Annotated in this window: 26 protein-coding genes; 16 read left to right on the top strand and 10 right to left on the bottom strand. The window is 71.9% G+C overall.

Annotation, left to right across the window (positions count from 1 at the left end):
* Positions 1-86: 86 nt before the first annotated feature.
* Complete coding sequence (locus OG885_RS40190; protein ID WP_405740809.1) at positions 87-1,013, top strand: NADP-dependent oxidoreductase; 927 nt, start codon at positions 87-89, stop codon at positions 1,011-1,013.
* On the opposite strand, the gene OG885_RS40185 is transcribed toward OG885_RS40190, so the two are convergent.
* Entirely contained in the window at positions 1,014-2,375 is a 1,362-nt protein-coding gene (locus OG885_RS40185) for a glycoside hydrolase family 43 protein (RefSeq protein WP_405740806.1), read from the bottom strand.
* 254 nt (positions 2,376-2,629) lie between these two features.
* Here OG885_RS40185 and OG885_RS40180 point away from each other — a divergent pair, with 254 nt between their 5' ends.
* The 4 genes from OG885_RS40180 to OG885_RS40165 all read left to right on the top strand — a co-directional run bounded on the left by OG885_RS40180 (position 2,630) and on the right by OG885_RS40165 (position 6,389).
* Complete coding sequence (locus tag OG885_RS40180) at positions 2,630-4,054, top strand: amidase (RefSeq protein WP_405740803.1); 1,425 nt, start codon at positions 2,630-2,632, stop codon at positions 4,052-4,054.
* 26 nt (positions 4,055-4,080) lie between these two features.
* Entirely contained in the window at positions 4,081-4,299 is a 219-nt protein-coding gene (locus OG885_RS40175; protein WP_258314481.1) for a hypothetical protein, read from the top strand.
* A 133-nt stretch (positions 4,300-4,432) separates the two neighbouring features.
* Positions 4,433-5,905 carry a flotillin family protein gene (locus OG885_RS40170; protein WP_405740800.1) on the top strand — a complete coding sequence of 491 codons (1,473 nt, stop codon included), beginning with the start codon at positions 4,433-4,435 and terminating at the stop codon, positions 5,903-5,905.
* Positions 5,906-5,942: 37 nt separating this feature from the next.
* Positions 5,943-6,389 carry a type II toxin-antitoxin system PemK/MazF family toxin gene (locus OG885_RS40165; RefSeq protein WP_405740798.1) on the top strand — a complete coding sequence of 149 codons (447 nt, stop codon included), beginning with the start codon at positions 5,943-5,945 and terminating at the stop codon, positions 6,387-6,389.
* Here the strand turns inward: OG885_RS40165 and OG885_RS40160 are convergent.
* The gene (locus OG885_RS40160; protein WP_405740795.1) at positions 6,374-7,189 is read right to left on the bottom strand and encodes a TIGR02452 family protein; all 816 of its coding nucleotides are present in this window, start codon (positions 7,187-7,189) and stop codon (positions 6,374-6,376) included. The genes OG885_RS40165 and OG885_RS40160 overlap by 16 nt on opposite strands.
* Positions 7,190-7,466: 277 nt before the next feature.
* Between OG885_RS40160 and egtA the strand changes: the two genes are divergently transcribed.
* Genes egtA through OG885_RS40135 form a run of 5 tightly spaced genes read left to right on the top strand, consistent with a single transcriptional unit; the run spans position 7,467 to position 12,099 of the window.
* On the top strand, positions 7,467-8,795 hold the full coding sequence (egtA, locus tag OG885_RS40155) for an ergothioneine biosynthesis glutamate--cysteine ligase EgtA (RefSeq protein ID WP_405740793.1): 1,329 nt from the start codon (positions 7,467-7,469) through the stop codon (positions 8,793-8,795).
* Entirely contained in the window at positions 8,792-10,102 is a 1,311-nt protein-coding gene (gene egtB / locus OG885_RS40150; protein WP_405740790.1) for an ergothioneine biosynthesis protein EgtB, read from the top strand. Before egtA ends, egtB begins: the two co-directional genes overlap by 4 nt.
* Entirely contained in the window at positions 10,102-10,881 is a 780-nt protein-coding gene (gene egtC, locus OG885_RS40145; RefSeq protein WP_405740788.1) for an ergothioneine biosynthesis protein EgtC, read from the top strand. The genes egtB and egtC overlap by 1 nt, the downstream gene beginning before the upstream one ends.
* Positions 10,878-11,840: an L-histidine N(alpha)-methyltransferase gene (gene egtD, locus OG885_RS40140; RefSeq protein WP_405740785.1), complete on the top strand. Its 963-nt coding sequence runs from the start codon at positions 10,878-10,880 to the stop codon at positions 11,838-11,840. The genes egtC and egtD overlap by 4 nt, the downstream gene beginning before the upstream one ends.
* Before the next feature lie 43 nt (positions 11,841-11,883).
* On the top strand, positions 11,884-12,099 hold the full coding sequence (locus tag OG885_RS40135) for a dodecin (RefSeq protein ID WP_329342254.1): 216 nt from the start codon (positions 11,884-11,886) through the stop codon (positions 12,097-12,099).
* A 211-nt stretch (positions 12,100-12,310) separates the two neighbouring features.
* Here the strand turns inward: OG885_RS40135 and OG885_RS40130 are convergent, their stop codons facing one another.
* Positions 12,311-12,802 carry a hypothetical protein gene (locus OG885_RS40130; RefSeq protein ID WP_405740782.1) on the bottom strand — a complete coding sequence of 164 codons (492 nt, stop codon included), beginning with the start codon at positions 12,800-12,802 and terminating at the stop codon, positions 12,311-12,313.
* An 86-nt stretch (positions 12,803-12,888) separates the two neighbouring features.
* On the opposite strand from OG885_RS40130, the gene OG885_RS40125 reads away from it, so the two are divergent.
* The 5 genes from OG885_RS40125 to OG885_RS40105 all read left to right on the top strand — a co-directional run bounded on the left by OG885_RS40125 (position 12,889) and on the right by OG885_RS40105 (position 18,915).
* A complete protein-coding gene (locus OG885_RS40125) occupies positions 12,889-14,094 on the top strand; it encodes a right-handed parallel beta-helix repeat-containing protein (RefSeq protein WP_405740780.1) in 1,206 nt (401 codons plus the stop codon).
* Between the two features lie 80 nt (positions 14,095-14,174).
* The gene (gene rpmF, locus OG885_RS40120) at positions 14,175-14,345 is read left to right on the top strand and encodes a 50S ribosomal protein L32 (protein ID WP_405740777.1); all 171 of its coding nucleotides are present in this window, start codon (positions 14,175-14,177) and stop codon (positions 14,343-14,345) included.
* A gap of 7 nt (positions 14,346-14,352) precedes the next feature.
* On the top strand, positions 14,353-15,525 hold the full coding sequence (locus OG885_RS40115) for a GTP-binding protein (protein ID WP_405740774.1): 1,173 nt from the start codon (positions 14,353-14,355) through the stop codon (positions 15,523-15,525).
* Positions 15,526-15,574: 49 nt separating this feature from the next.
* Positions 15,575-16,573, top strand: a complete 999-nt coding sequence (locus tag OG885_RS40110; RefSeq protein WP_405740771.1) for an LLM class flavin-dependent oxidoreductase — start codon at positions 15,575-15,577, stop codon at positions 16,571-16,573.
* An 11-nt stretch (positions 16,574-16,584) separates the two neighbouring features.
* Positions 16,585-18,915, top strand: coding sequence for an ATP-binding cassette domain-containing protein (locus OG885_RS40105; RefSeq protein ID WP_405740768.1), 2,331 nt, complete (start codon positions 16,585-16,587; stop codon positions 18,913-18,915).
* Positions 18,916-18,937: 22 nt separating this feature from the next.
* Here the strand turns inward: OG885_RS40105 and OG885_RS40100 are convergent, their stop codons facing one another.
* The 6 genes from OG885_RS40100 to OG885_RS40075 all read right to left on the bottom strand — a co-directional run bounded on the left by OG885_RS40100 (position 18,938) and on the right by OG885_RS40075 (position 25,223).
* Complete coding sequence (locus OG885_RS40100) at positions 18,938-19,804, bottom strand: lysophospholipid acyltransferase family protein (RefSeq protein ID WP_405740765.1); 867 nt, start codon at positions 19,802-19,804, stop codon at positions 18,938-18,940.
* A complete protein-coding gene (locus OG885_RS40095; RefSeq protein WP_405740762.1) occupies positions 19,804-20,571 on the bottom strand; it encodes a GNAT family N-acetyltransferase in 768 nt (255 codons plus the stop codon). The genes OG885_RS40100 and OG885_RS40095 overlap by 1 nt, the downstream gene beginning before the upstream one ends.
* 157 nt (positions 20,572-20,728) lie before the next feature.
* The gene (locus OG885_RS40090; RefSeq protein ID WP_405740759.1) at positions 20,729-21,754 is read right to left on the bottom strand and encodes a hypothetical protein; all 1,026 of its coding nucleotides are present in this window, start codon (positions 21,752-21,754) and stop codon (positions 20,729-20,731) included.
* A gap of 99 nt (positions 21,755-21,853) precedes the next feature.
* On the bottom strand, positions 21,854-22,603 hold the full coding sequence (locus OG885_RS40085; protein WP_399963773.1) for a succinate dehydrogenase/fumarate reductase iron-sulfur subunit: 750 nt from the start codon (positions 22,601-22,603) through the stop codon (positions 21,854-21,856).
* Entirely contained in the window at positions 22,600-24,549 is a 1,950-nt protein-coding gene (locus OG885_RS40080; protein ID WP_405740756.1) for a fumarate reductase/succinate dehydrogenase flavoprotein subunit, read from the bottom strand. Before OG885_RS40080 ends, OG885_RS40085 begins: the two co-directional genes overlap by 4 nt.
* 2 nt (positions 24,550-24,551) lie before the next feature.
* Positions 24,552-25,223, bottom strand: coding sequence for a succinate dehydrogenase (locus OG885_RS40075; protein ID WP_405740753.1), 672 nt, complete (start codon positions 25,221-25,223; stop codon positions 24,552-24,554).
* Positions 25,224-25,343: 120 nt separating this feature from the next.
* Between OG885_RS40075 and OG885_RS40070 the strand changes: the two genes are divergently transcribed.
* The gene (locus OG885_RS40070) at positions 25,344-26,228 is read left to right on the top strand and encodes a LysR family transcriptional regulator (RefSeq protein WP_399963767.1); all 885 of its coding nucleotides are present in this window, start codon (positions 25,344-25,346) and stop codon (positions 26,226-26,228) included.
* A gap of 7 nt (positions 26,229-26,235) precedes the next feature.
* On the opposite strand, the gene OG885_RS40065 is transcribed toward OG885_RS40070, so the two are convergent.
* Entirely contained in the window at positions 26,236-26,691 is a 456-nt protein-coding gene (locus OG885_RS40065; protein ID WP_405740750.1) for an ester cyclase, read from the bottom strand.
* Positions 26,692-26,703 lie beyond the last annotated feature (12 nt).

The following is a 26,703-nucleotide window of genomic DNA, read 5'->3' as shown; positions in this document are numbered from 1 at the left end:
CACCCAACACGTCCGGGAACAGACCTCGGTCCTCGAACCGTTGAAGGCGAGGTCCTGTCCCGGCTCCGAGGCGCGGTGATCAAGCGATGCAGGCGGTACGTTTCCACGAGTACGGCGAGATCGACGTGCTGCGCGTCGAAGACGTGCCGCGTCCGTCACCCGGCCCCGGCCAGGTCCTCGTCGAGGTGCGCGCGGCCGGGATCCAGCCCGGCGAGGTGATGATTCGCAGGGGCGCCCGGCACGGCCGCTGGCCGGCCGTCTTCCCCTCCGGGCAGGGCAGCGATCTGGCCGGCGTGGTGGTGGAACTCGGCCCCGAGGCACGCGGGTTCGCGGTGGGCGACGAGGTACTGGGCTTCACCCACCACCGGGCGAGCCACGCGGAGTTCGTGGTGGTCGACGACGTGAACCTGGTCTCCCGGCCGCGGGACCTGCCCTGGGAGGTGGCCGGGTCGCTGTACGTGGCCGGTACGACGGCGTACGCCACCGTGTTTGCCGTGGACCCCGTCCCCGGGGACACGGTCGTGGTGTCCGGCGCGGCGGGCGGTGTCGGGTCGCTGGCCGTGCAGTTGGCGCGGCGTCGGGGCGCCTCGGTGATCGGGCTGGCGAGCGAGCGCAACCACGCCTGGCTGAAGGAGCGCGGGATCGTCCCGGTGGCGTACGGGGAGGGCGTGGCCGACCGGGTCCGGGAGGCGGCCGGCGGTCGGGTCGACGCGTTCATCGACACGTTCGGCGACGGCTATGTGGACCTGGCCGTGGAGTTGGGCGTACGGCCCGGGCGGATCAACACGATCCGCGACTGGCAGGCGGCGGGCCGGGTCGGCGCGCGCACCTACGGCGAGGGCTCGGCGGCCTGCGCGGTCGTCCTCGGTGAACTGGCCCGGCTCGCCGCCCGTGGGGAGCTGGAGGTGACGGTCGCCCGCACCTACCCGTTGGAGCAGGTGCGGGACGCGTACCGCGAACTGGAGTTGGGGCACACCCACGGCAAGATCGTGCTGCGCCCCGGCCCTCGGTGATCAGGCCCAGGCCGTCACCGGGGTGAACGAGCTGTCCTGCCGGAACAGCGCCGTGCCGTCCGAACGCTCCACGCGCAGCTGGTAGTTGTAGTGGCGCAGGTAGTAGCCCGGGTAGTTGTACGACTCGAAGCGGATCGAGCCGGTCGTCGAGCCCGTGCGGGCGATGAACGTGGCGTCCTTGGCGAAGGTCGAGGTGCCGTCGTTGGCGTCGAAGCGGCCCCGGAAGTCCCAGTGGCGCAGGTAGTTGCCGGAGGAGTCACGGAACGAGTAGCCGTTGGAGTCGGCCAGGCCCGCGACGACGGTGAAGGTGGAGGCCGTCTTCTCCGCGGAGGTGCTGGAGCTGGTCACCACCGGCAGGTTGAGCAGCGAGGACTGGGTCTGCCAGTAGCGGGTGGTGTAGTTGGCCGACTGGAAGGAGCGGGTGACGTTCTTCGCCAGCGTGGGCCCGCCCGAGACGGTCTCCTTGATGACCGTGAAGTGCCGCGCCGTACCGGAGATCGCGGGCAGGGCCGTCGGGGCGGACCAGGTGGCGAAGGTGTCGTAGCTGTCGCTGTAGTAGTAGTTGCCGTCGCCGTAGCCGTCGAAGAACAGGCGCCAGGCGCCGTTGTCGAGTTGGACCAGCGCGGGGCCCTCGCGGTAGCTGCCCCAGCCGGCCCAGTCGCCCGTCCTGGAGATCGTGTAGGGGCCGTTCAGGGAGGTCGCGGTGGCGTACTCGATGTACTTGGTCGTCTCGTTCTTGGTGAAGGCGTGGTAGGTCGAGCCGATCTTCACGATGAAGGTGTCGATGTGGTTGGAGCCGATCCCGGACAGCGCCACCGGTGAACTCCACGCGGTGAGCGCGGAGTTGGTCGCCTTGAGGCGATAGGGCGTGAAGATCCACTCGTCGCTGGTGAGCGAGCAGGACACGATGACGTTGACACTGCCGTCACTGTCGACGAACCACTCCGGCGCCCACGCCCGGGACAGGTTGGCGATCGGGACCGTGTAGTCGTACAGGAAGGTCCAGTTGACCCGGTCGGAGCTGCGGGCGAAGCCGATGGTGGTGCTGACGTCCTGCCAGGTGTGCGTGGTGTAGGTGATGTAGTAGTAGCCGTCGGTGTGCTTGAAGACGCTGGCGTCGCGGATCCGGTTGCTGGGCGGCGTGTACGCGGAGGCCTGCACCAGGCGGAAGTCGAGGGCGTCGTCCGACTGGTAGACGTTCACCGTGCCGTCGTTGCTGTTGAGGAACGGCACGATCGTGTAGCGGGTGGCGGAGCCGCCGGCCGGGGCGGCGGCGTAGGCCGCGCCGGGCAGTTCGCCCATCAGGACGGCCGAGGCGGGCAGGGCCGCCATGACGCGCAGCAGGGTACGACGTGACGGCATGGGGGGCTGTGTGGTCACGGGCGGCTCTCTCTCGGACAGGACGCGGCTCAGACGTCCGGCATACCGAACAAGGTTCGGAAAGTCGATCAGAAGGTAGGGGTGGGATCCGGGTGCGTCAATGGTTTGCGCACGACCTCATGAGCACGGCGAGACGGCTGTGGCACCCGTTCAACCGACGCACCCGGCACGGGCGTTCCGGCGAAGCGCTTTCCGACGTTACCGTTCGGTAGGCAACGTCTCCGGAGGTGTCCTCTATGACGCACGACCGTTCCGCAGGCCTGGTCGAGACCGCACGTGCGCTCGCGGACGGGGCGATCACCTCGCGGGCGCTCGTCGAACAGACCCTCGCCCGGATCGAGGCCGACCAGGGCTCGCTCAACGCCTTCCGGATCGTGCGGGCCGAGGCCGCGCTCGCCGAGGCCGACGCCGCCGACAAGGAACTCGCGGCCGGGGTGCGCAGGCCGCTGCTCGGGGTCCCGGTGGCCGTGAAGGACGACATGGACGTGGCGGGCGAGCCCACCGCGTTCGGCTGCCAAGGGGAGTTCCCGCCCGTCACCGAGGACGGTGAGGCCGTACGACGGCTGCGGGCCGCCGGAGCCATAGTCGTCGGCAAGACCAACACCTGTGAGTTCGGGCAGTGGCCCTTCACCGAGGGACCCGCCTTCGGGGCCACCCGCAATCCGTGGAGCGCGGACCACACGTCGGGCGGGTCCTCGGGCGGTTCGGCCGCCGCCGTCGCCGCGGGGCTCGTACCGGCCGCGCTCGGCTCGGACGGCGCCGGATCGGTGCGCATCCCGGCCTCCTGGACCCATCTCATCGGCATCAAACCGCAGCGCGGCCGCATCTCCACCTGGCCGCGCGGCGAGTCCTTCCAGGGCATCACCGTCAACGGCACCCTGGCCCGCACCGTCGCCGACGCCGCCCTTCTGCTCGACGCGGCGAGCGGAAACCACGCCCTGGACCCGCATCGCCCGCCGTCCATGGACGCCTCCGGGGCCGCCCGCCGCGACCCCGGCCGTCTGCGCATCGCCCTCGCCCTGAAACCGCCGTTCACCGCACTGCCCGCCCGACTGCAACCCGCGGTACGGGCGAAGGTCGTCCAACTCGCCGAGCGGCTCGCCGGGTTGGGGCACACGGTCGAGGAGGCCGACCCGCCGTACGGCCGGATCGGCCTGACCTTCGTCCCGCGTGCCACCGTCGGTCTCGCCGAGCGGGTCGGCGAGGCGCCCTTCCCCGCGCTGCTCGACCGGCGCACCCGCGACGCCGCCCGCCTGGGCCGGCTGCTCGGCGGGGCCCCACTGCGGGCGGCGCGGCGCGCGGAGGCGGTCCTGCACCGCCGTATCGGCGCCTTCTTCACCTCGTACGACGTCGTCCTCGCGCCCACCACCGCCGCGCCCCCGCCCCGCATCGGCGCGATGCTCCAGCTCAGCGGCTTCGCCACGGACCGGGCGATGATCGCCGCCTGCCCCTACGCCTGGCCGTGGAACGTGCTGGGCTGGCCCGGTGTCAACGTCCCCGCGGGATTCGTGGACGGTGGCCTGCCGGTCGGGGCGCAGTTGCTCGGTCCGGCCTACAGCGAGCCGCTTCTGATCTCCCTCGCGGCGCAGCTGGAGGCGGAGCTGCGCTGGCACGAGGCGTGGCCGCCGCCGAGGGCCGCCGTCGACTCCCCGGCGGCGTAACCGCGTTGGGCCCGTACCCTGTGACCATGGACGATGCGTCGATGGTCGGGCTCATGGGGCGGGTCACCGGAACGGTCGGGCCCGGGCTCGTCGGCGAGGTGATCGTCCGGGTGCGCGGCGGCGCCGAACACTTCCTCGCCTATCCGGCCACGGGCAGCGACCGCATCGAGCGGGGCACGGTCGTCATGGTGGTGGAGTACCAGGCGCCGAGAACGGTCTACGTGCAGGCGGCGTACGACAGTTGAGCATGCCTTGTCGCAGGTGAGAGCCGTTTGCGTCAAGGTTGCGACAAGAGTTCGTCAGGGTCTGTACCCGGGCTGCGCCGAGGCGCACACTCCCTTCGTTCGGTGCCGAAAGGGCACCATGCAAAGGGGGCGAATGCCGATGGTCATCGGCGTCGTTGCGGGGATCGCGGTAGGTGCTGTCCTCGTTCTGATCGGTGTGTTCAAGATGATGTGGCGGGTCGCCGAGCCCAACGAGGCGCTCATCATCTCGGGTTCCAAGCACAAGACCGAGGGCCTCGAGGAGGGCATGGGATTCCGGATCGTCACGGGCCGCGGCACGCTGGTGCTGCCCGGCGTGCAGGCGGTGCGCAAACTGTCCCTCGACCTCAACGAGACCGAGCTGCACGTGGACTGCGTGACCCATCAGGGCATTCCGCTGAAGGTGCGGGGCGTGGTCATCTTCAAGGTGGGCGACGACTTCGTGTCGATCGCCAACGCGGGGCGCCGCTTCCTCGACCAGCAGAAGCTGATGTCGGAGCGGGTGCACAACGTCTTCGCCGGCCATCTGCGGTCCATCGTCGGCGGGTTGACGGTCGAGGACATGATCCGCGACCGGGAGAAGCTGACCGGGCAGACGCGGGCCGCGTGCGGCACGGAGATGGAGAAGCTCGGTCTGATCGTGGACTCGCTCCAGATCCATGAGATCGAGGACCCGACCGGGTACATCCAGAACCTCGCGATGCCGCACGCCGCGGCCGTCCAGCGGGACGCGCGGATCGCGCAGGCCGAGGCGAACCGGCTGGCCACCGAGGCCGAGCAGCAGTCTTTCGCGCGGATGGCGGAGGCCACCCGGGACAGCGAGATCCTCCAGGCCGGCTACCAGGCGGAGCGCGACAAGGCTGCCGCCAAGGCCCAGCAGGCGGGACCGCTCGCCGACGCCGCCGCCCGGCAGGAGGTCGTCGTGCAGATGACCCGGGTCGCCGAACTGGAGGCGCAGCGGACCGAGCAGCAGCTCCAGGCGGATGTGCGCAAGCCCGCGGACGCGAGGGCGTACGAGAAGCGCACGCTGGCCGAGGCCGAGCGCGACGCGCGTATCTCCGCCGCCCAGGCCAAGGCGAAGGAGACCGAGTTGGCCGCCGCGGCCGAGGCCACCCGGGTCAAGGCGGCCGCGGGTGCCGAGGCCGAGGCGACCAAGGCGCGCGGTACGGCGACGGCCGCGTCCACCCGGGCCACCGGTGAGGCCGAGGCCGCCGCGGCCCAGGCCAAGGGCCTTGCCCAGGCCGAGGCGACGAGGGCCAAGGGGCTCGCGGAGGCGGAGGCCATCAAGGCGCGGGCCGCCGCCCTCGCCGAGAACCAGGAGGCCGTGGTCGCCCAGCAACTGGCCGAGAACTGGCCGGAGATCGTGCAGGCGGGCGCGTCCGCGTTCGGGAACGTCGACAACATGGTGGTGCTCAACGGTGCCGACGGCATGGCGGACATGTTCGCCAAGGCGCTCACCATGGGCGGCACCGGACTCGGCCTCGCGCGCCAGCTGCTCGCGTCCATGAACCAGAACGGGCAGGCACCGGCCGGAACTTCGGCCCTGAACGGGGTCGCGCCCCAGAAGGTGCCGGTCCAGGAGGACTGACGCAACGGTTCACGGGGGCACCCTCTAAGGTGCCCCCGTGACTGCGTTTACCGATGAGAACGTCCCCGGCCGCTTCGGCGCCACCGCCACCACCGAGGCCGACCCCCGCGAGGTGGGCCGGGTGCGCACCGAGTACGCGCCCGCGCACGACGGCGATCCGGACCCCGGGGAGATCGTGTGGACCTGGGTGCCCTTCGAGGAGAACGACGGGCGGGGCAAGGACCGGCCCGTGCTGGTGGTGGCCAGGGAGGCGGCCGGGACCGTCCTCGCCGTGCAGCTGTCCAGCAAGCGGCACGACGGCGACCGCGAGTGGGTGCCGATCGGCAGCGGCCCCTGGGACAGGTCGGGCCGCGACTCCTGGGTGGCCGTGGACCGCGTCCTGCGGTTGCACGACGACGGCATGCGCCGGGAGGCGTGCGCGCTGGACCGCGGCCGGTTCAACCTGGTCAGGCAGCGGCTGCACGAGCGCTACGGCTGGACCTGAAAGGTCTTCTCGAAGGCCGCCCGCACCACATGGCCCTGCGTTCGGTCGAGGACGCCGAACACCACGTGCTCGAAGGCCGTCGCGAATCTCCCGCCGGGCCGCAACAGCGCGTGGAAGGCCCCCGCCACCTGCGCCGGGTCGTTCTGGAACACCCCGCACCCCCACGCCCCGAGCACCAGCTGCCGGTACCCCTCGGACACCGCGACCTCCAGCACCCGCTCGGCGCGGACGGCCAGGGCCCGCGGCAGCTCGCCGGCCCGCTCCGGCGCCGTACGCCGGACGACGCCCGCGTTGGGCGCGGCGGCGGTGAGGAAGCCGCTGAGGTACGGCTCGTCCAGGAGCCGGCCGCGGTCGTCGCGGAAGACGGGCACGGCCGGTGAGTGGATGACACGGTCCGTGTAGAACGGGTCTCGATGGGCCCGGTGGTGGTCGTAGAAGTCCCGGGTCTCCCGCACGCACGCGTACAGCGCGGAGGCCCGGCACAGGGCCTCCTCCTGGGCCTGGGCGCCGTTGAGGTAGCCGCCGCCGGGGTTGCGGGCCGAGGCGAAGTTCAGGACGGCCGGGGCGCCGCCGAGCCGGCGCGCGGCCTCCAGGCTGCTCTCGCCGGTGACCTCGACGGACAGCTCCGCCGGTGTCCAGGACGGCACGGCCACCGGCTCCGGCCCGTACATCCGCGTACCGGCCCGGGCGGCCTCGGTCCGCGCCCCGACGGGCACCTCGCGGCCGTCCGGGAGGCGGTAGAAACCGGCCTCGACGATCTGTTCCGTCTGCTGGGCGATCCCGCGCAGGCGCGCGCTCATGGCGCCACCCCCGTGGGCGCCACGCTCGCGCGCCGTGCGCGCTCCCCCGTCGTGCTCATACAGGCATCGTGGGCGATGCTGGTCCTACGGTGCAACGGAGTTTCCCGGCCTCGAGAACACCCAGGAAACGCGCAGGAAACGGAGATCGTCAGCCCCGATTGCGGCAATGTGCACCCTTGTGCGAATCGCTTCGAGGGTTTTGGGTGGGACGAGCGATGCCGGTCCGGCCAACATCATCCGGGCCGGCGGCATGGTGGAATCTCAGGAGGATCCCGACATGTCCGATTCGGTTACCGACTGTAGCGACTGTACGGAGCCCCGCACCGCTCTGTCCGCCGCCGAGGTGGAGGCCCTGGTCAGGGGCATCTGCTTCAAGACCGGACCGCCCCGCACCGTCGGGGTAGAGGTGGAATGGCTCGTCCACGAGCTGCGCACACCGCAGCTCCCCGTCACACCCGAACGACTCGAAGCGGCCTACGCCGCACTGCGGACCGTGCCCCTGAGCTCGGCACTCACCGTCGAGCCCGGCGGCCAGCTGGAACTCAGCTCGCCGCCCGCCGCCTCCCTGATGGAGTGCGTCGGCACCGTCTCCGCCGACCTCGACGCCGTCCGTACGGCGCTCGCCGGGCACGGTCTCGGCCTCGTCGGCGTCGGCCACGACCCCTGGCACTCGCCCCGCAGATATCTCCACGAACCCCGCTACGACGCCATGGAGGCGTGCCTCGACCGCACCGGCCCGGCCGGTCGCGCGATGATGTGCACCTCCGCGTCCGTGCAGGTCTGCCTGGACGCCGGCTACGAGGAACCGGGCCCGCTCGGGCACGGCCGGCGCTGGTGGCTGGCGCATCAGCTGGGCGCGGTCCTGGTCGCCGCGTTCGCCAACTCCCCGCTGGTCGGCCGGGAGCCCACCGGCTGGCTCTCCACCCGGCAGCTGCTGTGGATGGAGATCGGCGCGGGCCGCGCGGGCGCTCCCCCGCTGGAGGGCGACCCCCGGGCCGCCTGGGCGCGGCATGTGCTCGACGCGCCGGTGATGTGCATACGGCAGGACGGCGGGGCCTGGGACGTCCCGGACGGCATGACCTTCCGTGACTGGACCCGCTCCGGCGTGCCGAGGCCGCCGACCCGCGAGGATCTCGACTACCACCTCACCACCCTCTTCCCGCCGATCCGACCGCGCGGCCACATCGAACTGCGCATGATGGACGCCCAGCCCGGCGAGGACGGCTGGATCGTGCCGCTCGCGGTGACGACGGCGCTGTTCGACGACCCGGAGGCGGCCGAGACCGCCTACCGCGCGGTGAAGCCGCTGGCGGAGCGGTCGCTGGGGCTGCCGGCCCCGCACAACCCGCTGTGGCTGGACGCGGCGCGCACCGGCCTCGCCGACCCGGAACTGCACGACGTGGCCGTCCAGTGCTTCACGGCCGCCGTGGACGCCCTGCCGAGGCTCGGCGCGACCGACGAGGTCCAGGACGCGGTCGCCGCGTATCTGGAGCGCTACGTCCGCCGGGGCCGCTGCCCCGCCGACGACCTGCTGGACCGGCTGCACGGCAGGGACCTCGCCGACGATCCACTGGCCCTGTTGCACGGGAAGGACCTCCGCACATGACCGACGACGCCGAGACGCTCCGCGTACGGGCTCTGACCACCCTCACCACGGCCCGCGACCGCACGACGCTGCTGACCAGCTGCGTCGACGACCCCGACCTCACCGCCCAGCACTCGCCGCTGATGTCCCCGCTGGTGTGGGACCTCGCCCACATCGGCAACCAGGAGGAACTGTGGCTGCTGCGGGGGGTCGCGGGCCGGGAGGCGATGCGCCCGGAGATCGACGGCCTGTACGACGCCTTCGAGCACCCGCGCGCGGAACGGCCGAAGCTGCCGCTGCTGCCGCCCGCCGAGGCCCGGCGGTACGCGGCGGAGGTGCGCGGCAGGGTCCTCGACCTGCTGGAGTCGACCGCCTTCCACGGCACCCGGCTCACCGAGGCCGGCTTCGCCTTCGGGATGATCGCCCAGCACGAACAGCAGCACGACGAGACGATGCTGATCACCCATCAGCTCCGCACCGGCCCACAGGCTCTCACCGCGCCCGACCCGAAGCCGGCGCCCCTGTACACCGGCCCGGCCGAAGTCCTCGTCCCCGGCGGCCCGTTCACGATGGGCACCTCCGACGAGCCCTGGGCGCTGGACAACGAACGTCCCGCGCACCGGCGAGAGGTGGCGCCGTACTGGATCGACACCGCTCCGGTCACCAACGAGGCCTACCAGGAGTTCATCGAGGACGGCGGCTACTGGCTCGACAAGTGGTGGTCACCGGCAGGCTGGGCACACATCCGGGAGCACTCGATCGACGCCCCGCTGTTCTGGCGCCGCGACGGTGACCAGTGGCTGCGCCGCAGGTTCGGCGTCACCGAGGTCGTCCCACCCGACGAGCCGGTGGTGCACGTGAGTTGGTACGAGGCCGACGCGTACGCCCGCTGGGCCGGGCGGCGGCTGCCCACGGAGGCCGAGTGGGAGAAGGCGGCCCGCCACGACCCCACCAGCGACCGCTCGATGCGCTACCCGTGGGGCGACGCCGACCCCGCGCCCGAGCACGCCAACCTCGGCCAGCGGCATCTGCGCCCGGCCCCGGCGGGCAGCTACCCGGAGGGCGAGTCCCCGCTGGGCGTGCGCCAGTTGATCGGCGACGTGTGGGAGTGGACGGCGAGCGACTTCCTGCCGTACCCGGGATTCCAGGCGTTCCCGTACAAGGAGTACTCCGAGGTGTTCTTCGGCCCCGAGTACAAGGTGCTGCGCGGCGGTTCGTTCGCCGTGGACGCGGTGGCCTGCCGGGGGACGTTCCGCAACTGGGACTACCCGATCCGGCGGCAGATCTTCTCCGGCTTCCGCACCGCCCGGTCCGCGGAGGGCGTCTGATGTGCCGTCACCTGGCCTATCTGGGCCCCGAGGAGCCGCTCGGCAGCCTCTTGGTGGCGCCGCCGCACGGTCTGTACCGGCAGTCGTGGGCGCCCCGGCGCCAGCGGTACGGCACCGTCAACGCCGACGGCTTCGGGGTCGGTTGGTACGCGCCGGGCGACCCGGTGCCGGCGCGCTACCGCCGGGCGGGCCCGATCTGGGCGGACCAGTCCTTCGCCGACCTGGCGAGGGTGGTCCGCACCGGCGCCCTCCTCGCCGCCGTCCGGGACGCGACCCTGTCCGGCGCCGACGCCGAGGCCGCGGCGGCGCCCTTCGCGAGCGGGCCGTGGCTGTTCAGCCACAACGGCGCCGTCAAGGGCTGGCCCCGCTCCCTGGCGCCCTTGACGCAGACCCTTCCGGCAGCGGATCTGCTGGCGATGGAGGCCCGCAACGACTCGGCGTTCGTGTGGGCCCTGATCCTCGCCCGGCTCCGGGCCGGTGACGAGGAGGGGCAGGCGCTGGCCGAGACGGTCCTGGAGGTCGCCGAGGCGGCCCCCGGGTCCCGCCTCAACCTCCTCCTCACCAACGGCGAGTCCGTCGTCGCGACCACCTGGGGCGACACCCTCTGGTATCTGGCGGGCCCCGGCCGCGGCACCGTAGTTGCCTCCGAGCCCTACGACGACGATCCGCACTGGCAGGAGGTCCCCGACCGCACACTGCTCGCGGCCGACGGCACGGACGTGCTGCTGACGCCGCTCAAGGAGCCCTCCGTGGAATCGCTGAAGGAGCCCCGCACGTGAGCCCGTTCCGCCTGACCCGCACCCTGCCCGAGGACGCCACCGAGGCCGCCCTGCGCGCCGATGTCCTGAGCGGCCTGACCCGCACCCCGAAGACGCTCCCGCCGAAGTGGTTCTACGACGCCCATGGCAGCGAACTCTTCGATCGGATCACCGAGTTGCCGGAGTACTACCCGACCCGCGCGGAACGGGAGATCCTCGTCGCCCGCGCCGCCGAGATCGCGGCGGCGACCGAGGCCCGCACCCTCGTCGAACTGGGCTCCGGCTCCTCGGAGAAGACGCGGTACCTCATCGACGCGCTCACAGGGCTGCACACGTACGTCCCGGTCGACGTCAGTGAGAGCGCGCTCGCCCAGGCCGGTCACGCCCTCATCGCCGAGCGGCCGTCGCTGAGCGTGCACGCGCTCATCGCCGACTTCACGGCCGAGCTGGTCCTGCCCGAGACGCCGGGCCCCCGCCTGGTCGCCTTCCTCGGCGGCACGATCGGCAATCTGCTGCCGGCCGAGCGGAAGGTGTTCCTGGCCTCGGTCCGCGCCCTGCTCTCCCCCGGCGACGCCCTGCTGCTCGGCACGGATCTCGTCAAGGACGAGAAGGTGCTGGTCAGGGCCTACGACGACGCGGCGGGCGTGACGGCCGCGTTCAACAAGAACGTCCTCACGGTCGTCGACCGGGAGCTGGACGCCGACTTCGATCCGGCCGCCTTCGACCATGTGGCGCTGTGGGACGCGGAGAACGAGTGGATCGAGATGCGGCTGCGCTCCCGTACCGCGCAGTCAGTGAAGATTCCCGCCCTGGACCTCGCCGTCGACTTCGCGGCGGGCGAGGAACTGCACACGGAGATCTCGGCGAAGTTCCGGAAGGAGGGAGTGCGGTCCGAACTGGCCGCCGCGGGACTGGAGTTGTCCCACTGGTGGACGGACGACGAGGGCCGCTTCGCGTTGTCGCTGAGCCGGGTGCGATGACGGACGGCTCGCGCTCGGCCGTCGCCTGGGGCACGGTGGATCCATGACGAATCACACCTATCGGGTGACCGAGATCGTCGGCACCTCGCCCGACGGCGTCGACCAGGCGATCAACAACGGCATCAGCCGCGCCTCCCAGACCCTGCGCAACCTCGACTGGTTCGAGGTCACCCAGGTACGGGGCCAGATCGAGAACGGTCAGGTCGCGCACTGGCAAGTGGGCCTGAAGGTCGGCTTCCGCCTGGAGGAGTCGGACTGACCGTCCGCCCCAGCAGGACAGGCCCCAGGGCCTGTCCGGCGGATCATGCCGCAGACGCGGGGGCTGGCACGCCGGCCTGCGGCGTTGTCGTCGGTTGCCGACGCTCCGCGTCGCCGCCCTCCTCCGCCTTGCAGTCCAACGCACCAGACCCCGCTCACCTGCGTCGATGAGGCGCCGCAGCTTTCCTGCGACTTGATCCGCCGGACAGGCCCTAGGTCCGCCCCTCCCGCTCCTGCGCGTTCTCCAGCGTGGTGGAGGGGGCGGTCCAGCGCGCCCGTACCACGGTGAAACCGGCCTGTTCGGCGTCCGCGCAGACGAGTTCGTCGTCGTCCACCAGCATCCTGATCTCCCGGGTGCGCTCAAGGCGGCGCAGGATCTCCAGCTTGGTGCGCCGGGCGGGCCTGCGGTCGTTGTCGCGCCGCATGTGGATCCGCCCCGCGGGCAGTCCCTGGGCGGCGATCCAGTCCAGCGTGTCCTTCCGACAGCGCTCGGGCCGGCCGGTGAGGTAGACGACCTCGCACTCCTCGGCGTGCTCCAGGACCAGCGCGACGCCCTGCGGGAGGGGCGGGTCCGCGGGGGCGGCGGCGAAGAAGCCGTCCCAGTCCCGCGGCTTGCGCTCCAGGAAGTGCTGCCGGTGGGCGGTGTCCGCGAGGGTGTTGTCGAGGTCGAACACGGCCAGGGGGCGCTCGCTGCTGTCGGTCACACGGCCCACCTTAGGACCCGGCAACCTTCCGGCGCCGTGCGGCCACTTCTCCGCGGCAGGGCAGGCAGCGGAGGCGGGAGGGTTCCATGCGGAACGCGTCGATCTGGACGGCGGCGATCGTGGGCGCGATGGCGGCGACGGCACTGGGGCTGGCGGGCGAGGCGTCCGCCGCACCGAGAACACTGGTGGTCGCCACGGACGGGAACGACTCCGCCGCGGGCACGCTCACCCAGCCGCTGCGGACCATCCAGAAGGCGGTGGACCTGGCCGCCCCCGGTGACACCATCGCCGTGCGCGGCGGCACCTACGCCCTCACCGACAACATCACGATCACCCGTTCGGGCACCGCGTCCCAGCCCATCTCCCTGGGCGCCTACCAGGGGGAGCGTGTGGTGGTCGACGGCGAGCAGCTGCCCGCGAGCCACACGCCCGTCGGGGGCAGCATCCCGCGGGCCGAGCGCGGTGCGGTCCACCAGGAGGCGTCGTACTGGCGGATCTCGGACCTGGAGATCGTCAACGGCCCGTACGGGGTCTACTGCGACGGCTGCAACGGCAACGTCTTCTCCCGGCTGAGGACCCACGACAACTACGAGTCCGGCTTCCAGCTCCAGGGCGCGTCCGCCGACAACCAGATCCTGAACCTGGACAGCTACGGCAACCGTGATCCGCGCAAGAACGGCGAGAGCGCCGACGGGCTGGCGGTGAAGGAGGGCAGCGGCACGGGCAACGTGGTGCGCGGGGCCCGGCTGTGGAACAACGTCGACGACGGCTTCGACGCCTGGAAGTTCACCTCGCCGATCACGATCGAGAACACGGTCGCGTACGGCAACGGCTACAACCGCTGGAACTTCCCGGACTTCGCGGGCGACGGCAACGGCTTCAAGCTGGGCGGCGGCAGCCCGGCCCCGGCGGTGGGCCACACCGTGCGGGGCAGCGTGGCCTTCAAGAACGCGGCGCACGGGTTCACGGACAACGGCAATCCGGGGGCGCTGTCGCTGACCCGCGACACGACGTGGGCCAACGCCGGCACCGGCTTCGACGCCGATGTCTCGGGCGGGACGGCCACGCTCACCGCGAACCTCTCGGTCGCCGACGCCCGCGCGGCGGCGGTCGGGTCGAAGACGGCCGCCGACGGCAACTCCTGGAACCTGGGCGGCACGTGGAACGCCGCGGCGGTCCTGAGCACGGACCCCGCACCGCTCACGGGCGCGCGGGCCGCCGACGGTTCACTCCCGTCGGCACCGTCGTTCCTGGTGCCGCGCACCGGAGCGAGCATCGGGGCCCGCTTCTGACGCACACCCCCAATTGTTAATGGGATCCATTTTCATGTAGCGTCCTCGGTGCTCGCCGTCCCACCGAGGAGGTCCCTGTCATGGCTGTCCCCAAGCGGAAGATGTCCCGCAGCAACACCCGCCACCGCCGCGCCCAGTGGAAGGCGGTCACCCCGTCGCTGGTGCCCGTCACGATCGACGGCGTGCGTCACCTCGTACCGCAGAACCTCGTCCGGGCGTACGAGCGCGGCCTGCTGCGTCCCGAGGGCTGAGCGCCTCATGTCTCCGCACGACCGGCTGCCGGTCACCGTCCTGTCCGGGTTCCTCGGGGCCGGCAAGACCACGCTGCTCAACCATGTGCTGGCCAACCGCGAGGGCCTGCGGGTCGCAGTGATCGTCAACGACATGAGCGAGGTCAACATCGACGCCGCGCTGGTGCGGGGCGGCGAGGCCGCGCTGTCGCGGACCGAGGAACGCCTGGTCGAGATGACCAACGGCTGCATCTGCTGCACCCTGCGCGACGACCTGCTCGACGAGGTGGACCGGCTGGCCCGCGAGGGCCGGTTCGACCACCTCCTCATCGAGAGCTCGGGAATCTCGGAACCGCTGCCGGTGGCGGCCACGTTCTCCTTCGCCCGCGACGACGGCGCCACCCTCGGGGACGTCGCCCTCCTCGACACCATGGTCACCGTCGTGGACGCCGCCAACTTCCTGACCGAGCTGGACAGCGGCGACGAGCTCGCCGCGCGCGGCCTCGCCCCGTTCGAGGACGACGAGCGCACGGTGAGCGATCTGCTCGTGGACCAGATCGAGTTCGCGGACGTCCTGGTCCTCAACAAGCTCGACCTGGTCGACACGGACGCCGCGGCCCGGCTCCGCGCGGCCCTGCGCCGTCTCAACCCGGTCGCCCGGATCGTCGAGGCCCGGCACGCGCGCGTACCCCTCGGGCAGGTCCTGGGCACGGGCCTGTTCGACCTGGACCGCGCGCAGCAGGCGCCGGGCTGGGTGCGGGAGCTGAACGGCGACCATGTTCCCGAGACCGAGGAGTACGGCGTCTCCTCCACCGTCTTCCGTTCCGAACTCCCCTTCCACCCGGGCCGGTTGTGGACGTTCGTGACGGACGGCCTGGACAGCGGTGCCTATGGCCGCGTCCTGCGTTCGAAGGGCTTCTTCACCCTCGCCACCCGCCCGCTGGTGACGGGCCTGTGGTCCCAGGCCGGTTCGGTGGCCCGCTTCGAGCCGTCGGCCGCGCGGGACGACGAGGCGCCGTACGCGCAGGAACTGGTCTTCATCGGCACGCGGTTGGAGCGGGAGCGGCTGCGCGAGGCGCTCGCGGCCTGTCTGCTGGCGCCGGGCGAGGGCGCCCCGTCCGAGGACCCCTTCCCGGCCTGGGACACCTACGGCATCGACGACGCCTGCGACCAGGAGGAACACGCCGTGGCCGGTCACTGACGCCGGGTGACGCCGGGAATACGGGACCGCGCCCGGCGTTGCACTCCGTGTGAGTTCCGTGATCGCCGCCACCCGCTTCTCCGTGCTCGACCGCTCCCGCACCCGGGAGGGGCACTCGAACGCGGCGGCGCTGCGCGACACCGTGCGTTTCGCGCGACAGGTGGAGGAGCTGGGCTATCACCGGTTCTGGGTCTCGGAACACCATGGCGTGCCCGGCGTCGCCGGTTCCGCGCCGACGGTGCTGGCGGCGGCCGTGGCGGGGGCGACGCGGCGCATCCGGGTCGGCACGGGCGGGGTGATGCTGCCGAACCACCGGCCGCTGGTCGTGGCCGAGCAGTTCGGCGTCCTGGAGTCCCTCTTCCCGGGCCGCATCGACATGGGCCTGGGCCGTTCGGTCGGCTTCACCGACGGTGTCCGCAGGGCGCTGGGCCGAGACAAGGACGACGCCGACGACTTCGCCGCCCAACTCGACGAGCTGCTGGGGTGGTTCGCCGGTACGTCCCCCACGGGGGTGCACGCCCGCCCCGCCGAGGGCCTGACCGTCCCGCCCTTCGTCCTCGCGATGGGCGAGGGTGCCGGCATCGCCGCTCGCGCGGGCCTGCCGATGGTCATCGGCGACCTCAGGAACCGCGAGAGGATGCAGCGGGGCATCGACGACTACCGCACCCACTTCCGGCCCTCCCCCTGGGCGAGCGAACCGTACGTCGTCGTCTCCGGCACGATCGCGGTGGCCGCCACCCCCGAGGAGGCCCGCCGCATCCTGGTCCCCGAGGCCTGGTCGATGGCCCACTCCCGCACCCACGGCACCTTCCCGCCCCTGCCGCCGGCCGACCGCGTGCAGACGCTCCCCCTCTCCCCCAGGGAACGGACCTTCTACGATTCCGGCCTCACCGGCCACCTGGCCGGCACCGAGGAGCAGGTCGCCGACGAGCTGGAGACACTGCTCAAGCAGACCGAGGCCCAGGAGGTCCTGGTCACCACCAGCACCTACGACCGTGACGCGCTGCTGGACTCCTACCGACGGCTGGCCACGATCGTCTCCGACTAGAGTTCCCCCTCATGCACACCCCACATGACCCGTTTGTCCGTGTCCGAGGCGCCCGAGAGCACAACCTCCAAGGTGTGGACGTCGACATCCCACGGGACGTGCTGGTCGTGTTCACCGGGGTGTCGGGGTCCGGGAAGTCGTCCCTGGCGTTCGGGACGGTGTACGCGGAGGCCCAACGGCGGTACTTCGAGTCCGTGGCACCGTACGCGCGCCGGCTGATCCATCAGGTCGGCGCGCCGAAGGTCGGGGAGATCACCGGACTGCCGCCGGCCGTCTCGCTCCAGCAGCGGCGGGCGGCGCCGACCTCGCGCTCCTCGGTCGGTACGGTCACGAACCTCTCGAACTCACTGCGGATGCTGTTCTCCCGGGCCGGCGACTATCCGCCGGGGGCCGAGCGGCTCGATTCGGACGCCTTCTCGCCCAACACGGCCGCCGGGGCCTGCCCGGAGTGCCACGGTCTTGGCCAAGTGCACCGGACCAGCGAGGAGTTGCTCGTACCCGACCCGTCCCTGTCCGTCCGTGACGGCGCGATCGCCGCGTGGCCGGGCGCCTGGCAGGGCAAGAACCTGCGGGACATCCTCGACGCCCTCGGGTACGACGTGGACCGGCCCTGGCGTGAACTCCCCGCCGAGCAGCGGCAGTGGATCCTGTTCACCGAGGAGCAGCCGGTCGTCACCGTGCACCCGGTACGGGACGCCGAACGCATCCAACGGCCTTACCAGGGCACGTACATGAGCGCCCACCGGTATGTCATGAAGACCTTCTCGGACTCCAAGAGCGCGACCCTGCGCGCGAAGGCCGAGCGGTTCCTCAGCAGTGCGCCCTGTCCGGGCTGCGGGGGCAGCCGGCTGCGCCCCGAGGCCCTGGCCGTGACCTTCGCGGGGCACACGATCGCCGAGCTGGCCGCCCTGCCGCTCGCCGACCTGGCCGGGCATCTCGACGCGGTCGACGAGACCGCCCGCGTCCTCACCGAGGACCTCAAGTCCCGTGTCGCGCCCGTCCTCGAACTCGGTCTCGGCTATCTCAGCCTGGACCGCGCGACCCCGACCCTGTCAGCGGGCGAGTTGCAACGCCTGCGCCTCGCCACCCAGTTGCGCTCGGGTCTGTTCGGTGTGGTCTACGTCCTCGACGAGCCCTCCGCCGGACTGCACCCGGCCGACACGGAGGCGCTGCGAGCCGTCCTGGAGCGGCTGAAGGCCGCGGGCAACTCCGTGTTCGTGGTGGAGCACCATCTCGATGTCGTCCGGGGGGCGGACTGGCTGGTGGAGGTGGGTCCGCTCGCCGGTGAGCACGGCGGCCGGGTGCTGCACAGCGGCCCGGTGGCGGAGCTGGCCTCGGTCGAGGGGTCGGCCACGGCCCGGTACCTCTTCGACCGCTCGCCCGCGCCCGTACGCGAAGTGCGCGCCCCCAGCGGGCAGTTGAAGGTCGGTCCGGTCACCCGGCACAACCTGCGGGCCGTCTCGGCCGAGTTCCCGCTCGGCGTCCTCACCGCCGTGACCGGCGTCTCCGGTTCCGGGAAGTCCACGCTCATCGGTGAGATCACCGAGGATCTCGCGGGCGTGGGCCGGCTGGTCTCGGTCGACCAGCGGCCCATCGGGCGCACTCCGCGCTCCAACCTCGCCACCTACACCGGCCTGTTCGACGTCGTCCGCAAGGAGTTCGCGGGCACCGAGGAGGCCCGTCGGCGCGGCTTCGGGGTGGGGCGGTTCTCGTTCAACGTCAGCGGCGGGCGCTGCGAGACCTGTCAGGGCGAGGGGTTCGTCAGCGTCGAGCTGCTGTTCCTGCCGAGCACCTACGCCCCGTGCCCGGACTGCGGCGGGGCCCGCTACAACCCCGAGACGCTGGAAGTGACGTACCGGGGGCGGAACATCGCGCAGGTGCTGGACCTGACGGTGGAGTCCGCGGCGGAGTTCTTCGCGGCCACGCCCGCCGTGGCGCGCAGCCTGGGGACGCTGCTCGACGTGGGCCTCGGTTATCTGGGCCTCGGCCAGCCCGCCACCGAACTCTCCGGCGGCGAGGCACAGCGCATCAAGCTGGCGAGCGAACTCCAGCGCGGCCGCCGCGGCCACACCCTCTATCTGCTCGACGAGCCGACCACGGGCCTGCACCCGGCCGACGTCGACGTCCTGATGCGCCAGTTGCACGGCCTCGTCGACGCCGGGCACACGGTCGTCGTCGTGGAGCACGACATGTCGGTCGTCGCGGGCGCGGACTGGGTGATCGACCTGGGCCCGGGCGGCGGTGACGCGGGCGGCCGGATCGTGGCGGCGGGGCCTCCGGCGGAGGTGGCCCGCGCGAGCGGGAGCACCACCGCGGCCTATCTGGCGCGGGCCCTGGGCTGAAGTCCCCGCGCACACCCGGCGGTCACGCCACGCCGACCTCCTCCGAGACGCGGGGGGAATCTTCCGGCAGCCGCCCCACGGCCACCGCCGTCGAGTGGATCCAGCCCGGTCGGTGGCCGGACGCCTCCGGCTGCGCGGCGCGGGCGAGCGAACGTCGGTCGAGGTGGACCCCGGCCGGAATGGCGTCCCGTACCTCCACCTCCGCCACCAGCCCCCGCGCCGACACCACCCGCCACAGCGAGGCGAGCAGCGTGTCCTCGCCGACAAAGGCGGGCGCGGTGGTGGCCGTACCGCCCGCCGACCGGTAGCGCAGCCGCACCGGTTGGACGGGGGCCCGTGCGTCGAGGGCGGCCTGGAAGGCGGCCCGGCGGAAGGGGCCCTGGGCACGTCCGCACCAGGTGCTGCCCTCGGGGAAGACCACGACCGCCTGCCCCGCACGCAGCGCCCCGGCGATACGGGCGACCGTGTCCGGCAGGGCCCGCAGCCGGTCCCGGTCGATGAACAGCACCCCGCCCCTGGCGGCCAGCGCCCCCGCCACCGGCCACCGCCGGATCTCGGCCTTGGCGACCATCCGCGCCGGGCGCACGGCCGCGAGCAGCGGGATGTCCAGCCAGGAGATGTGGTTGGCGACCAGCAGCGTGCCGCCGACGGGAGCGGCGGCGCCGGTGACCCGGACCCGGACCCCGGCGGCCCGTACGATCCACCGGCACCACCGCCGCACCGCACCGGCGGGAATGCGTCCGCCGAGCGGCGAGAGCACGACTCCGGCACCCACCAGGGCCACGACCGCCACCAGCCGCAGTACGGCACGCGGTACGGCGATCGCGGACCCGGTCGGCTCCACGCACGCCCCCGGAGTGCAGGGCGCGCTGGGCAGCCAGCCGCTCATCAGGCCGGTACGAGGGAGAGGAAGTGCCGCAGATAGCGCGGGTTGACCCGGCGCATCGACAGCAGCACATACAGGTCGGCGACCCCGAAGTCCGGGTCGTGGGCGGGCTCCCCACAGACCCAGGCACCGAGGCGGAGGTAGCCGCGCAGCAGTGCGGGCAGCTCACCCGGTACGGCGGCTGTCTCACCGGGGACCCACGGCAGCAGCGGCCGCACGCGGTACTCCTCCGGTGCCAGGTGCCTGGCCCGCACCCGGTCCCAGGTCGCGGAGGCGACGGCGCCCCCGTCGGCGAGCGGGATCGAGCAGCAGCCGGCCAGCCACTCGTGGCCCCGGTCGATCATGTAACGGGCGATCCCGGCCCAGATGAGCCCGATGACGGCGCCGTCCCGGTGGTCGGGGTGCACACAGGAGCGGCCGACCTCGACGAGGCCCGGGCGCAGGGCGTCGAGCGGGGTCAGGTCGAACTCGCCCTCCGAGTAGAGCCGTCCGGCGACGGCGGCCCGCTCGGGCGGCAGCAGCCGGTAGGTGCCGACGACCTGTCCGGTCAGGGTGTCGGTGACGAGCAGATGGTCGCAGTAGGCGTCGAAGGCGTCGACGTCGTACCCCGGCTGGGGACTGGTCAGCAGGGCGCCCATCTCGCGGGCGAAGACGTCGTGCCGCAGCCGCTGGGCGGCCCGGACGTCGGCCTCGTCGCGGGCGAGGGTGACGGTGTACCGGGTGGGGGCGGCGGAGAGGGGCGGGGAGTCCAGAGCGGATACGGCGGTCATGGCTCACTCCAGGTCGCGGGCCGGTTCGGCCTGAGGGGGAAGAGCAGGCCGGCGGGTACGGCCTGCGCGTACCTGTTCTTCCGATGCCGTCTGGCCGGTACATGACCGGTGGCGGGAGCCGGGATGTGGGGTTGTTGAACGCCGTGGTCCGTGGCCGTCACGTGGCCGGGACGCAACCTCCCAGCCAGTAGCGCGTCTCCGCCTCGTCGAGGACGCGCTCCAGGACGAGGTCCCCGGTCATGTTCGGGAAGAAGCGGCCCGAGGGCCAGCTGCGCTCGTAGGCGGGCGGGTCAAGGACGAGCAGGCGTACACCGTCGACAACGGGGATGTCGGCGGGCGTGCCCTCGTTCCACACCCATTCCCCGCCGGGCGTCATGAGGTTGAACGAGCCGACGGTGTGCACCTGTCCGGGTGCGTCGCGGCAGACGGCGGCCTCCTGCGGCGACGGGGCCCGGCCCGGCACATGGCCGCCGCCGACCAGGACGTCCGCGAGGAGGGTGTGCAGCTGGAAGTTGTCCCCTATGCCGCCCATGCGCATCCGGTACCCGGTGCCGGAGGGGCGGTGCAGGACGACCAGCGGTTCGTCGTCGAGGACGAGCAGCGCGTACTTCAGGCACTTGAACTGGTGCCCGGTCGTCTCCTCGACCGTCGTGATCGCCCGCACCAGTCGGGCGCGCAGCGAGCCGTCCAGCGCGCTGCGCACCTGGGAGTGGTTGAGCAGGGCGAGGCAGGCCATCTCGAACTGCGGCAACGACAGCCAGGCGAGGGCCGCTTCGGGTCCCACCCGCTCGAAGAGGACCGGATGGGCGTCGCTGTCGTCCGGGTGCGGGTGGTCGCCGCCACCGGTCTCCTGCCAGCGTTCGCAGAACTCCCCCACCTCGGCGAGGGTTTCGGCCAGTTCCACGAAGACGTACGGTGCGCAGGGCCGGGGGCCCGCACCGCGCTCCACGCAGGCGCCGACGATCACCGCCACGATGCCCCGGGGTCCCGGCGGCACCTCGGGCAGCAGCGCCGCGAGCCGCGGGGCGGCCTGCGCGATCTCGTGCGGGCTCGCTTCGCCGAGGCTTGCGTGCATCTCCTGGAACGCGCGCTCGGCCCCGTCCGGGTCCTGGCCGCGCACCGCGGTCTCGAATCCGGCGACGGCGCCGAGGAACCGCTCCCGCGTCTGACTTCCGAAGATCATGCGCACAGGCTATCGAGGCCGGAAAAGCGAGACGGGGCCGGGGAGCACCACTCCCGGCCCCGCCCGTCCGCGCTCTGTCGGCGAACGTCGTTGTGCGGTCTACCTCTTGGCGGCCTTCCGCGTGGCCCGCAGCCACTCCTTGTTCATGCCCGTGATCGACACCAGGGGGATGCCCTTCGGGCAGGCCGTGGCGCACTCGCCGGTGAGGGTGCAGCCGCCGAAGCCCTCCTCGTCCATCTGCGCCACCATGTCGAGCACCCGTGTCTCGCGCTCGGGCGCGCCCTGCGGCAGGACGTTGAGGTGGTTGACCTTGGCCGAGGTGAACAGCATCGCCGCTCCGTTGGGACACGCGGCGACGCACGCCCCGCAGCCGATGCACTCGGCGTGCTCGAAGGCGAAGTCGGCGTCCGGCTTGGGCACTGGCGTCGCGTGGGCCTCGGGCGCGGCGCCCGTCGGGGCGGTGATGTAGCCGCCGGCCTGGATGATCCGGTCGAAGGCCGACCGGTCCACGACCAGGTCCTTGATCACGGGGAACGCCGAGGCCCGCCACGGCTCGATGTCGATCGTGTCGCCGTCCTCGAAGGACCGCATGTGCAGCTGGCAGGTGGTGGTGCGCTCGGGTCCGTGCGCGTCGCCGTTGATGACCAGGCTGCACGCGCCGCAGATGCCCTCGCGGCAGTCGTGGTCGAAGGCCACGGGGTCCTCACCGCGCAGGATGAGCTCCTCGTTGAGGGTGTCGAGCATCTCCAGGAAGGACATGTCGGAGGAGATGCCGTCCACCTCGTACGTGGACATGGCGCCGTCGGCGTCGGCGTTCTTCTGCCGCCAGACGCGCAGGGTGAGCTTCATGCGTAGCTCCGCTGGGTGGGGTGGACGTACTCGAAGACCAGGTCTTCCTTGTGCAGGGTGGGAGCCTCGCCGGTGGCGGTGAACTCCCAGGCGGCCGCGTAGGCGAACTCCTCGTCCCGGCGGGCCGCTTCGCCGTCCGGGGTCTGCGATTCCTCGCGGAAGTGGCCGCCGCAGGACTCGGCGCGGTGCAGCGCGTCGAGGCACATCAGCTCGGCGAGTTCCAGGTAGTCGACGATCCGGTTGGCCTTCTCCAGCGACTGGTTGAACTCCTCGCCGGTGCCGGGGACCTTGATGCGGCGCCAGAACTCCTCGCGGATCTGCGGGATGCGCTCGAGCGCCTTGCGCAGTCCGGCGTCGGTGCGGGCCATGCCGCAGAACTCCCACATGAGTTCGCCGACTTCGCGGTGGAAGGAGTCGGGGGTGCGGTCGCCGTCGACGGACAGGAGCAGGTGGAGCCGGTCCTCCGTCTCGGCCAACACCTCCTGCACGGCGGGGTGTTCGGCGCTCACCTCGTCCTGGTGCGGGTTGCGGGCGAGGTAGTCGTTGATGGTCGCGGGGAGGACGAAGTAGCCGTCGGCGAGCCCCTGCATCAGTGCGGAAGCGCCGAGCCGGTTCGCCCCGTGGTCGGAGAAGTTGGCCTCGCCGATCGCGAACAGGCCGGGGACGGTGGTCTGGAGGTCGTAGTCGACCCACAGACCGCCCATCGTGTAGTGCACGGCGGGGTAGATCCGCATCGGGACCGTGTACGGGTCCTCGTCGGTGATCCGCGCGTACATGTCGAAGAGGTTGCCGTACTTGGCCTCGACGGCCTTGCGTCCCATGCGCTGGATGGCGTCGGCGAAGTCGAGGTAGACACCCTGCCCACCAGGCCCGACTCCCCTGCCCTCGTCGCAGACGTTCTTCGCGGCGCGGGAGGCGATGTCACGGGGGACGAGGTTGCCGAAGGACGGGTAGATGCGCTCCAGGTAGTAGTCGCGCTCGTCCTCGGGGATCCTGTTCGGCGGCCGGTCGTCGCCCTTGGCCTTCGGCACCCAGATCCGGCCGTCGTTGCGCAGCGACTCGCTCATCAGCGTCAGCTTGGACTGGTGGTCGCCGGTGCGCGGGATGCAGGTGGGGTGGATCTGGGTGAAGCAGGGGTTGGCGAAGTACGCGCCGCGCCGGTGGGCCCGCCAGACGGCGGTGGCGTTGGAGTTCATCGCGTTGGTCGACAGGTAGAAGACGTTGCCGTAGCCGCCGCTGGCGAGGACGACGGCGTCCGCGAAGTAGGTGTCGATCTTCCCGGTGATCAGGTCCCGCGCCACGATCCCGCGCGCCCGCCCGTCGACGACGATCAGGTCGAGCATCTCGGTCCGCGGGTGCATCTCGATGTTCCCCGCGGCGATCTGCCGGCTGAGCGCCTGATAGGCACCGAGCAGCAGCTGCTGACCGGTCTGGCCGCGGGCGTAGAAGGTCCGCGAGACCTGCACCCCGCCGAACGACCGGGTGTCGAGCAGCCCGCCGTACTCGCGGGCGAACGGCACGCCCTGGGCGACGCACTGGTCGATGATCTCGACGGAGATCTGCGCGAGCCGGTGGACGTTGGACTCGCGGGCCCGGAAGTCGCCGCCCTTGACGGTGTCGTAGAACAGCCGGTGCACGGAGTCGCCGTCGTTGCGGTAGTTCTTGGCCGCGTTGATGCCGCCCTGCGCGGCGATGGAGTGGGCGCGGCGCGGGGAGTCCTGGTAGCAGAACTGGACGACGCGATAGCCCTGTTCGGCGAGCGTGGCACCGGCCGAGCCGCCCGCCAGTCCCGTTCCCACCACGATCACGGTGTGCTTGCGCCGGTTGGCCGGGTTGACCAGCTTGGCCTCGAAACGGCGCGTGTCCCAGCGCTCGTTGACGGGCCCCGAGGGCGCCTTGGTGTCGACGACCGGCGCGCCGGTCGCGTACTCCGCGTAAGAGGTCATGTTCAGCTCACCACTCCGGTCATGACGCCCACGGGTACGGCGATGAAGCCGGCCGTGAGCAGCAGCGCGAGGACGTTCGCCGTGGCCTTCAGGGCGCGGTCGCGGGTGCGGCTGCCGGCGCCGAGGGTCTGTGCCGCGCTCCAGAAGCCGTGCCGGACGTGCAGGCCCAGAGCCAGCATCGCGACGATGTAGATGACGTTGCCGTACCAGGTGGAGAAGGTGTCCACCACGTTCTGGTACGGGTGGCCCTCCTGGAAACCGCCCGTGTGCACGGTGCCGGTCGTCAGGTCGAGGAGGTGCCAGACGATGAAGAGGCCGAGGATGATGCCGCCCCAGCGCATGGTGCGGGTCGCGTAGCTCGCCCGCGGCTTCTTGTGCACGTACTTGGTGGGGCGAGCCTTGATGTCGCGGCGGCTGAGCTGGTACGCCGAGGCGGCATGGGCGACGACCGCGACCACCAGCACCACGCGGATCAGCCACAGCGTCCACTCGTAGTGCATGAAGGGCTCACCCACCGTGCGCAGCCAGTGCGCGTAATGGTTGAACTCCCCCGCCCCGAAGAAGATCTTCAGGTTGCCGATCATGTGGACGACCAGGTACAGCAGCATGATCAGCCCGCTGACCGCCATCACGGTCTTCTTGCCGACGGAGCTGTCCCACACGGTGCGTGCCATGGACGGTCGTCGGTCCGTCCGCGTTGCCAGTGCCATGGCTCAAGACGCTAGGCCCGAAGGGCCCGATCGGTCCAAGACATGGAACAGCTTGATTCCATAGACTGCGGCTATCGTACGAGGATGCAGTTCACGCAGCTCCAGTACTTCGTGGCCGTCGCCGAGACCCGGCACTTCACCCGGGCCGCGGACCTGGTCCATGTCGCCCAGCCGTCGCTCTCGCAGCAGATCAAGGCGCTGGAGCGGGAGCTGGGGGCGGATCTGTTCCTCCGGGCCCGGGGCAACATCACCCTCACGGACGCCGGCGAGGCCCTGCTCCCGCTGGCCCGCCGCATCCTGGCCGACGCGGACACGGCCCGGCACGAGGTGCAGGAACTGGTCCAGCTGCGCAGCGGCCGGGTCCGCCTGGGCGCGACCCCGAGCCTGTGCACCGGGCTGCTCCCGGACGTGCTCCGCGCCTTCCACGACCGCTATCCCGGCATCCGCCTGCTCATCGAGGAGGGCGGCTCCCACGACCTGGTCCGTGAACTGGCCCGCGGCGCCCTGGACCTCGCGCTGGTCGTCCTCCCGCTCCCGACCCCGTCCCCGGCGCTGACCACGGTGGAGTTGCTGCGGGAGGACCTGGTGGTGGTGTCGTCCCCGGAGGCCCCCAAGCCGGGCGCCGGGCGCCGCACCGTACGCGTCGCCGACCTGGAGGGCGAACGCCTGGTGATGTTCCGGCACGGCTACGACCTGCGCGAGCTGACGGTGGCCGCCTGCCGCGCGGAGGGCTTCGAGCCGGACTTCGCGGTCGAGGGCGGCGAGATGGACGCGGTGCTCGGGTTCGTGCGGGCGGGACTGGGCGTGGCCGTCGTCCCCCGGATGGTGGCGGCACGTTCCGGACGGGGCCTGCGGGTCACCCCCCTCACCCGCCCCGGCCTGCACCGCACCATCGCCCTGGCCCACCGCAGCGACGTGGCCCCGCCGCGAGCCGCCCGGGAGTTGCAGCGGATGCTGCTCGAAAGGTGACGGCCCCCTACCCCGCCCTGCGCTCCGCCGCGGCCTCTCGTACGGCGTCCAGCGGGATCCCCGCCTGTTCGCACAGGGTGGCCAGGTCGAAGTAGATCGTCTCGCCGGCCATGAGGCCCTGGCTGAAGGGGACGACGTTGGCGAAGGGCACCTCGAAGGCACCTCCGCCGGGCGGCACACCGAGCCAGTCGCCCAGGCTGGTGCCGCGCAGGGTTCCCCACACGGCGATGGTGTCGTCGCCGAAGGCGATGCCCTCGTCCCGCGGGGAGAGGTCCGGGAAGGCGATGAAGTACTGCTGTTCGTACGCGGCCCGCACCGCGGCCCGTCCCTGACTGCGCAGCCCCAGGGCCTGGGTCTCCAGGAAGCAGTCGTCGGCGAAGGTCTGCAGGACCGAGTCGATGTCGCGCGCCGCCTCGGCCTCGCGGTGGGCCTCGAAGAGCCGACGCATGTTGGTGATGTCCATGTCCGCGCTCCC

This window comes from Streptomyces sp. NBC_00028, from assembly GCF_045041065.1.
Lineage (GTDB): Bacteria > Actinomycetota > Actinomycetes > Streptomycetales > Streptomycetaceae > Streptomyces.
The sequence above is the reverse complement of the archived record's forward strand: the minus strand, read 5'-3'. Positions and strand labels throughout refer to the sequence as shown.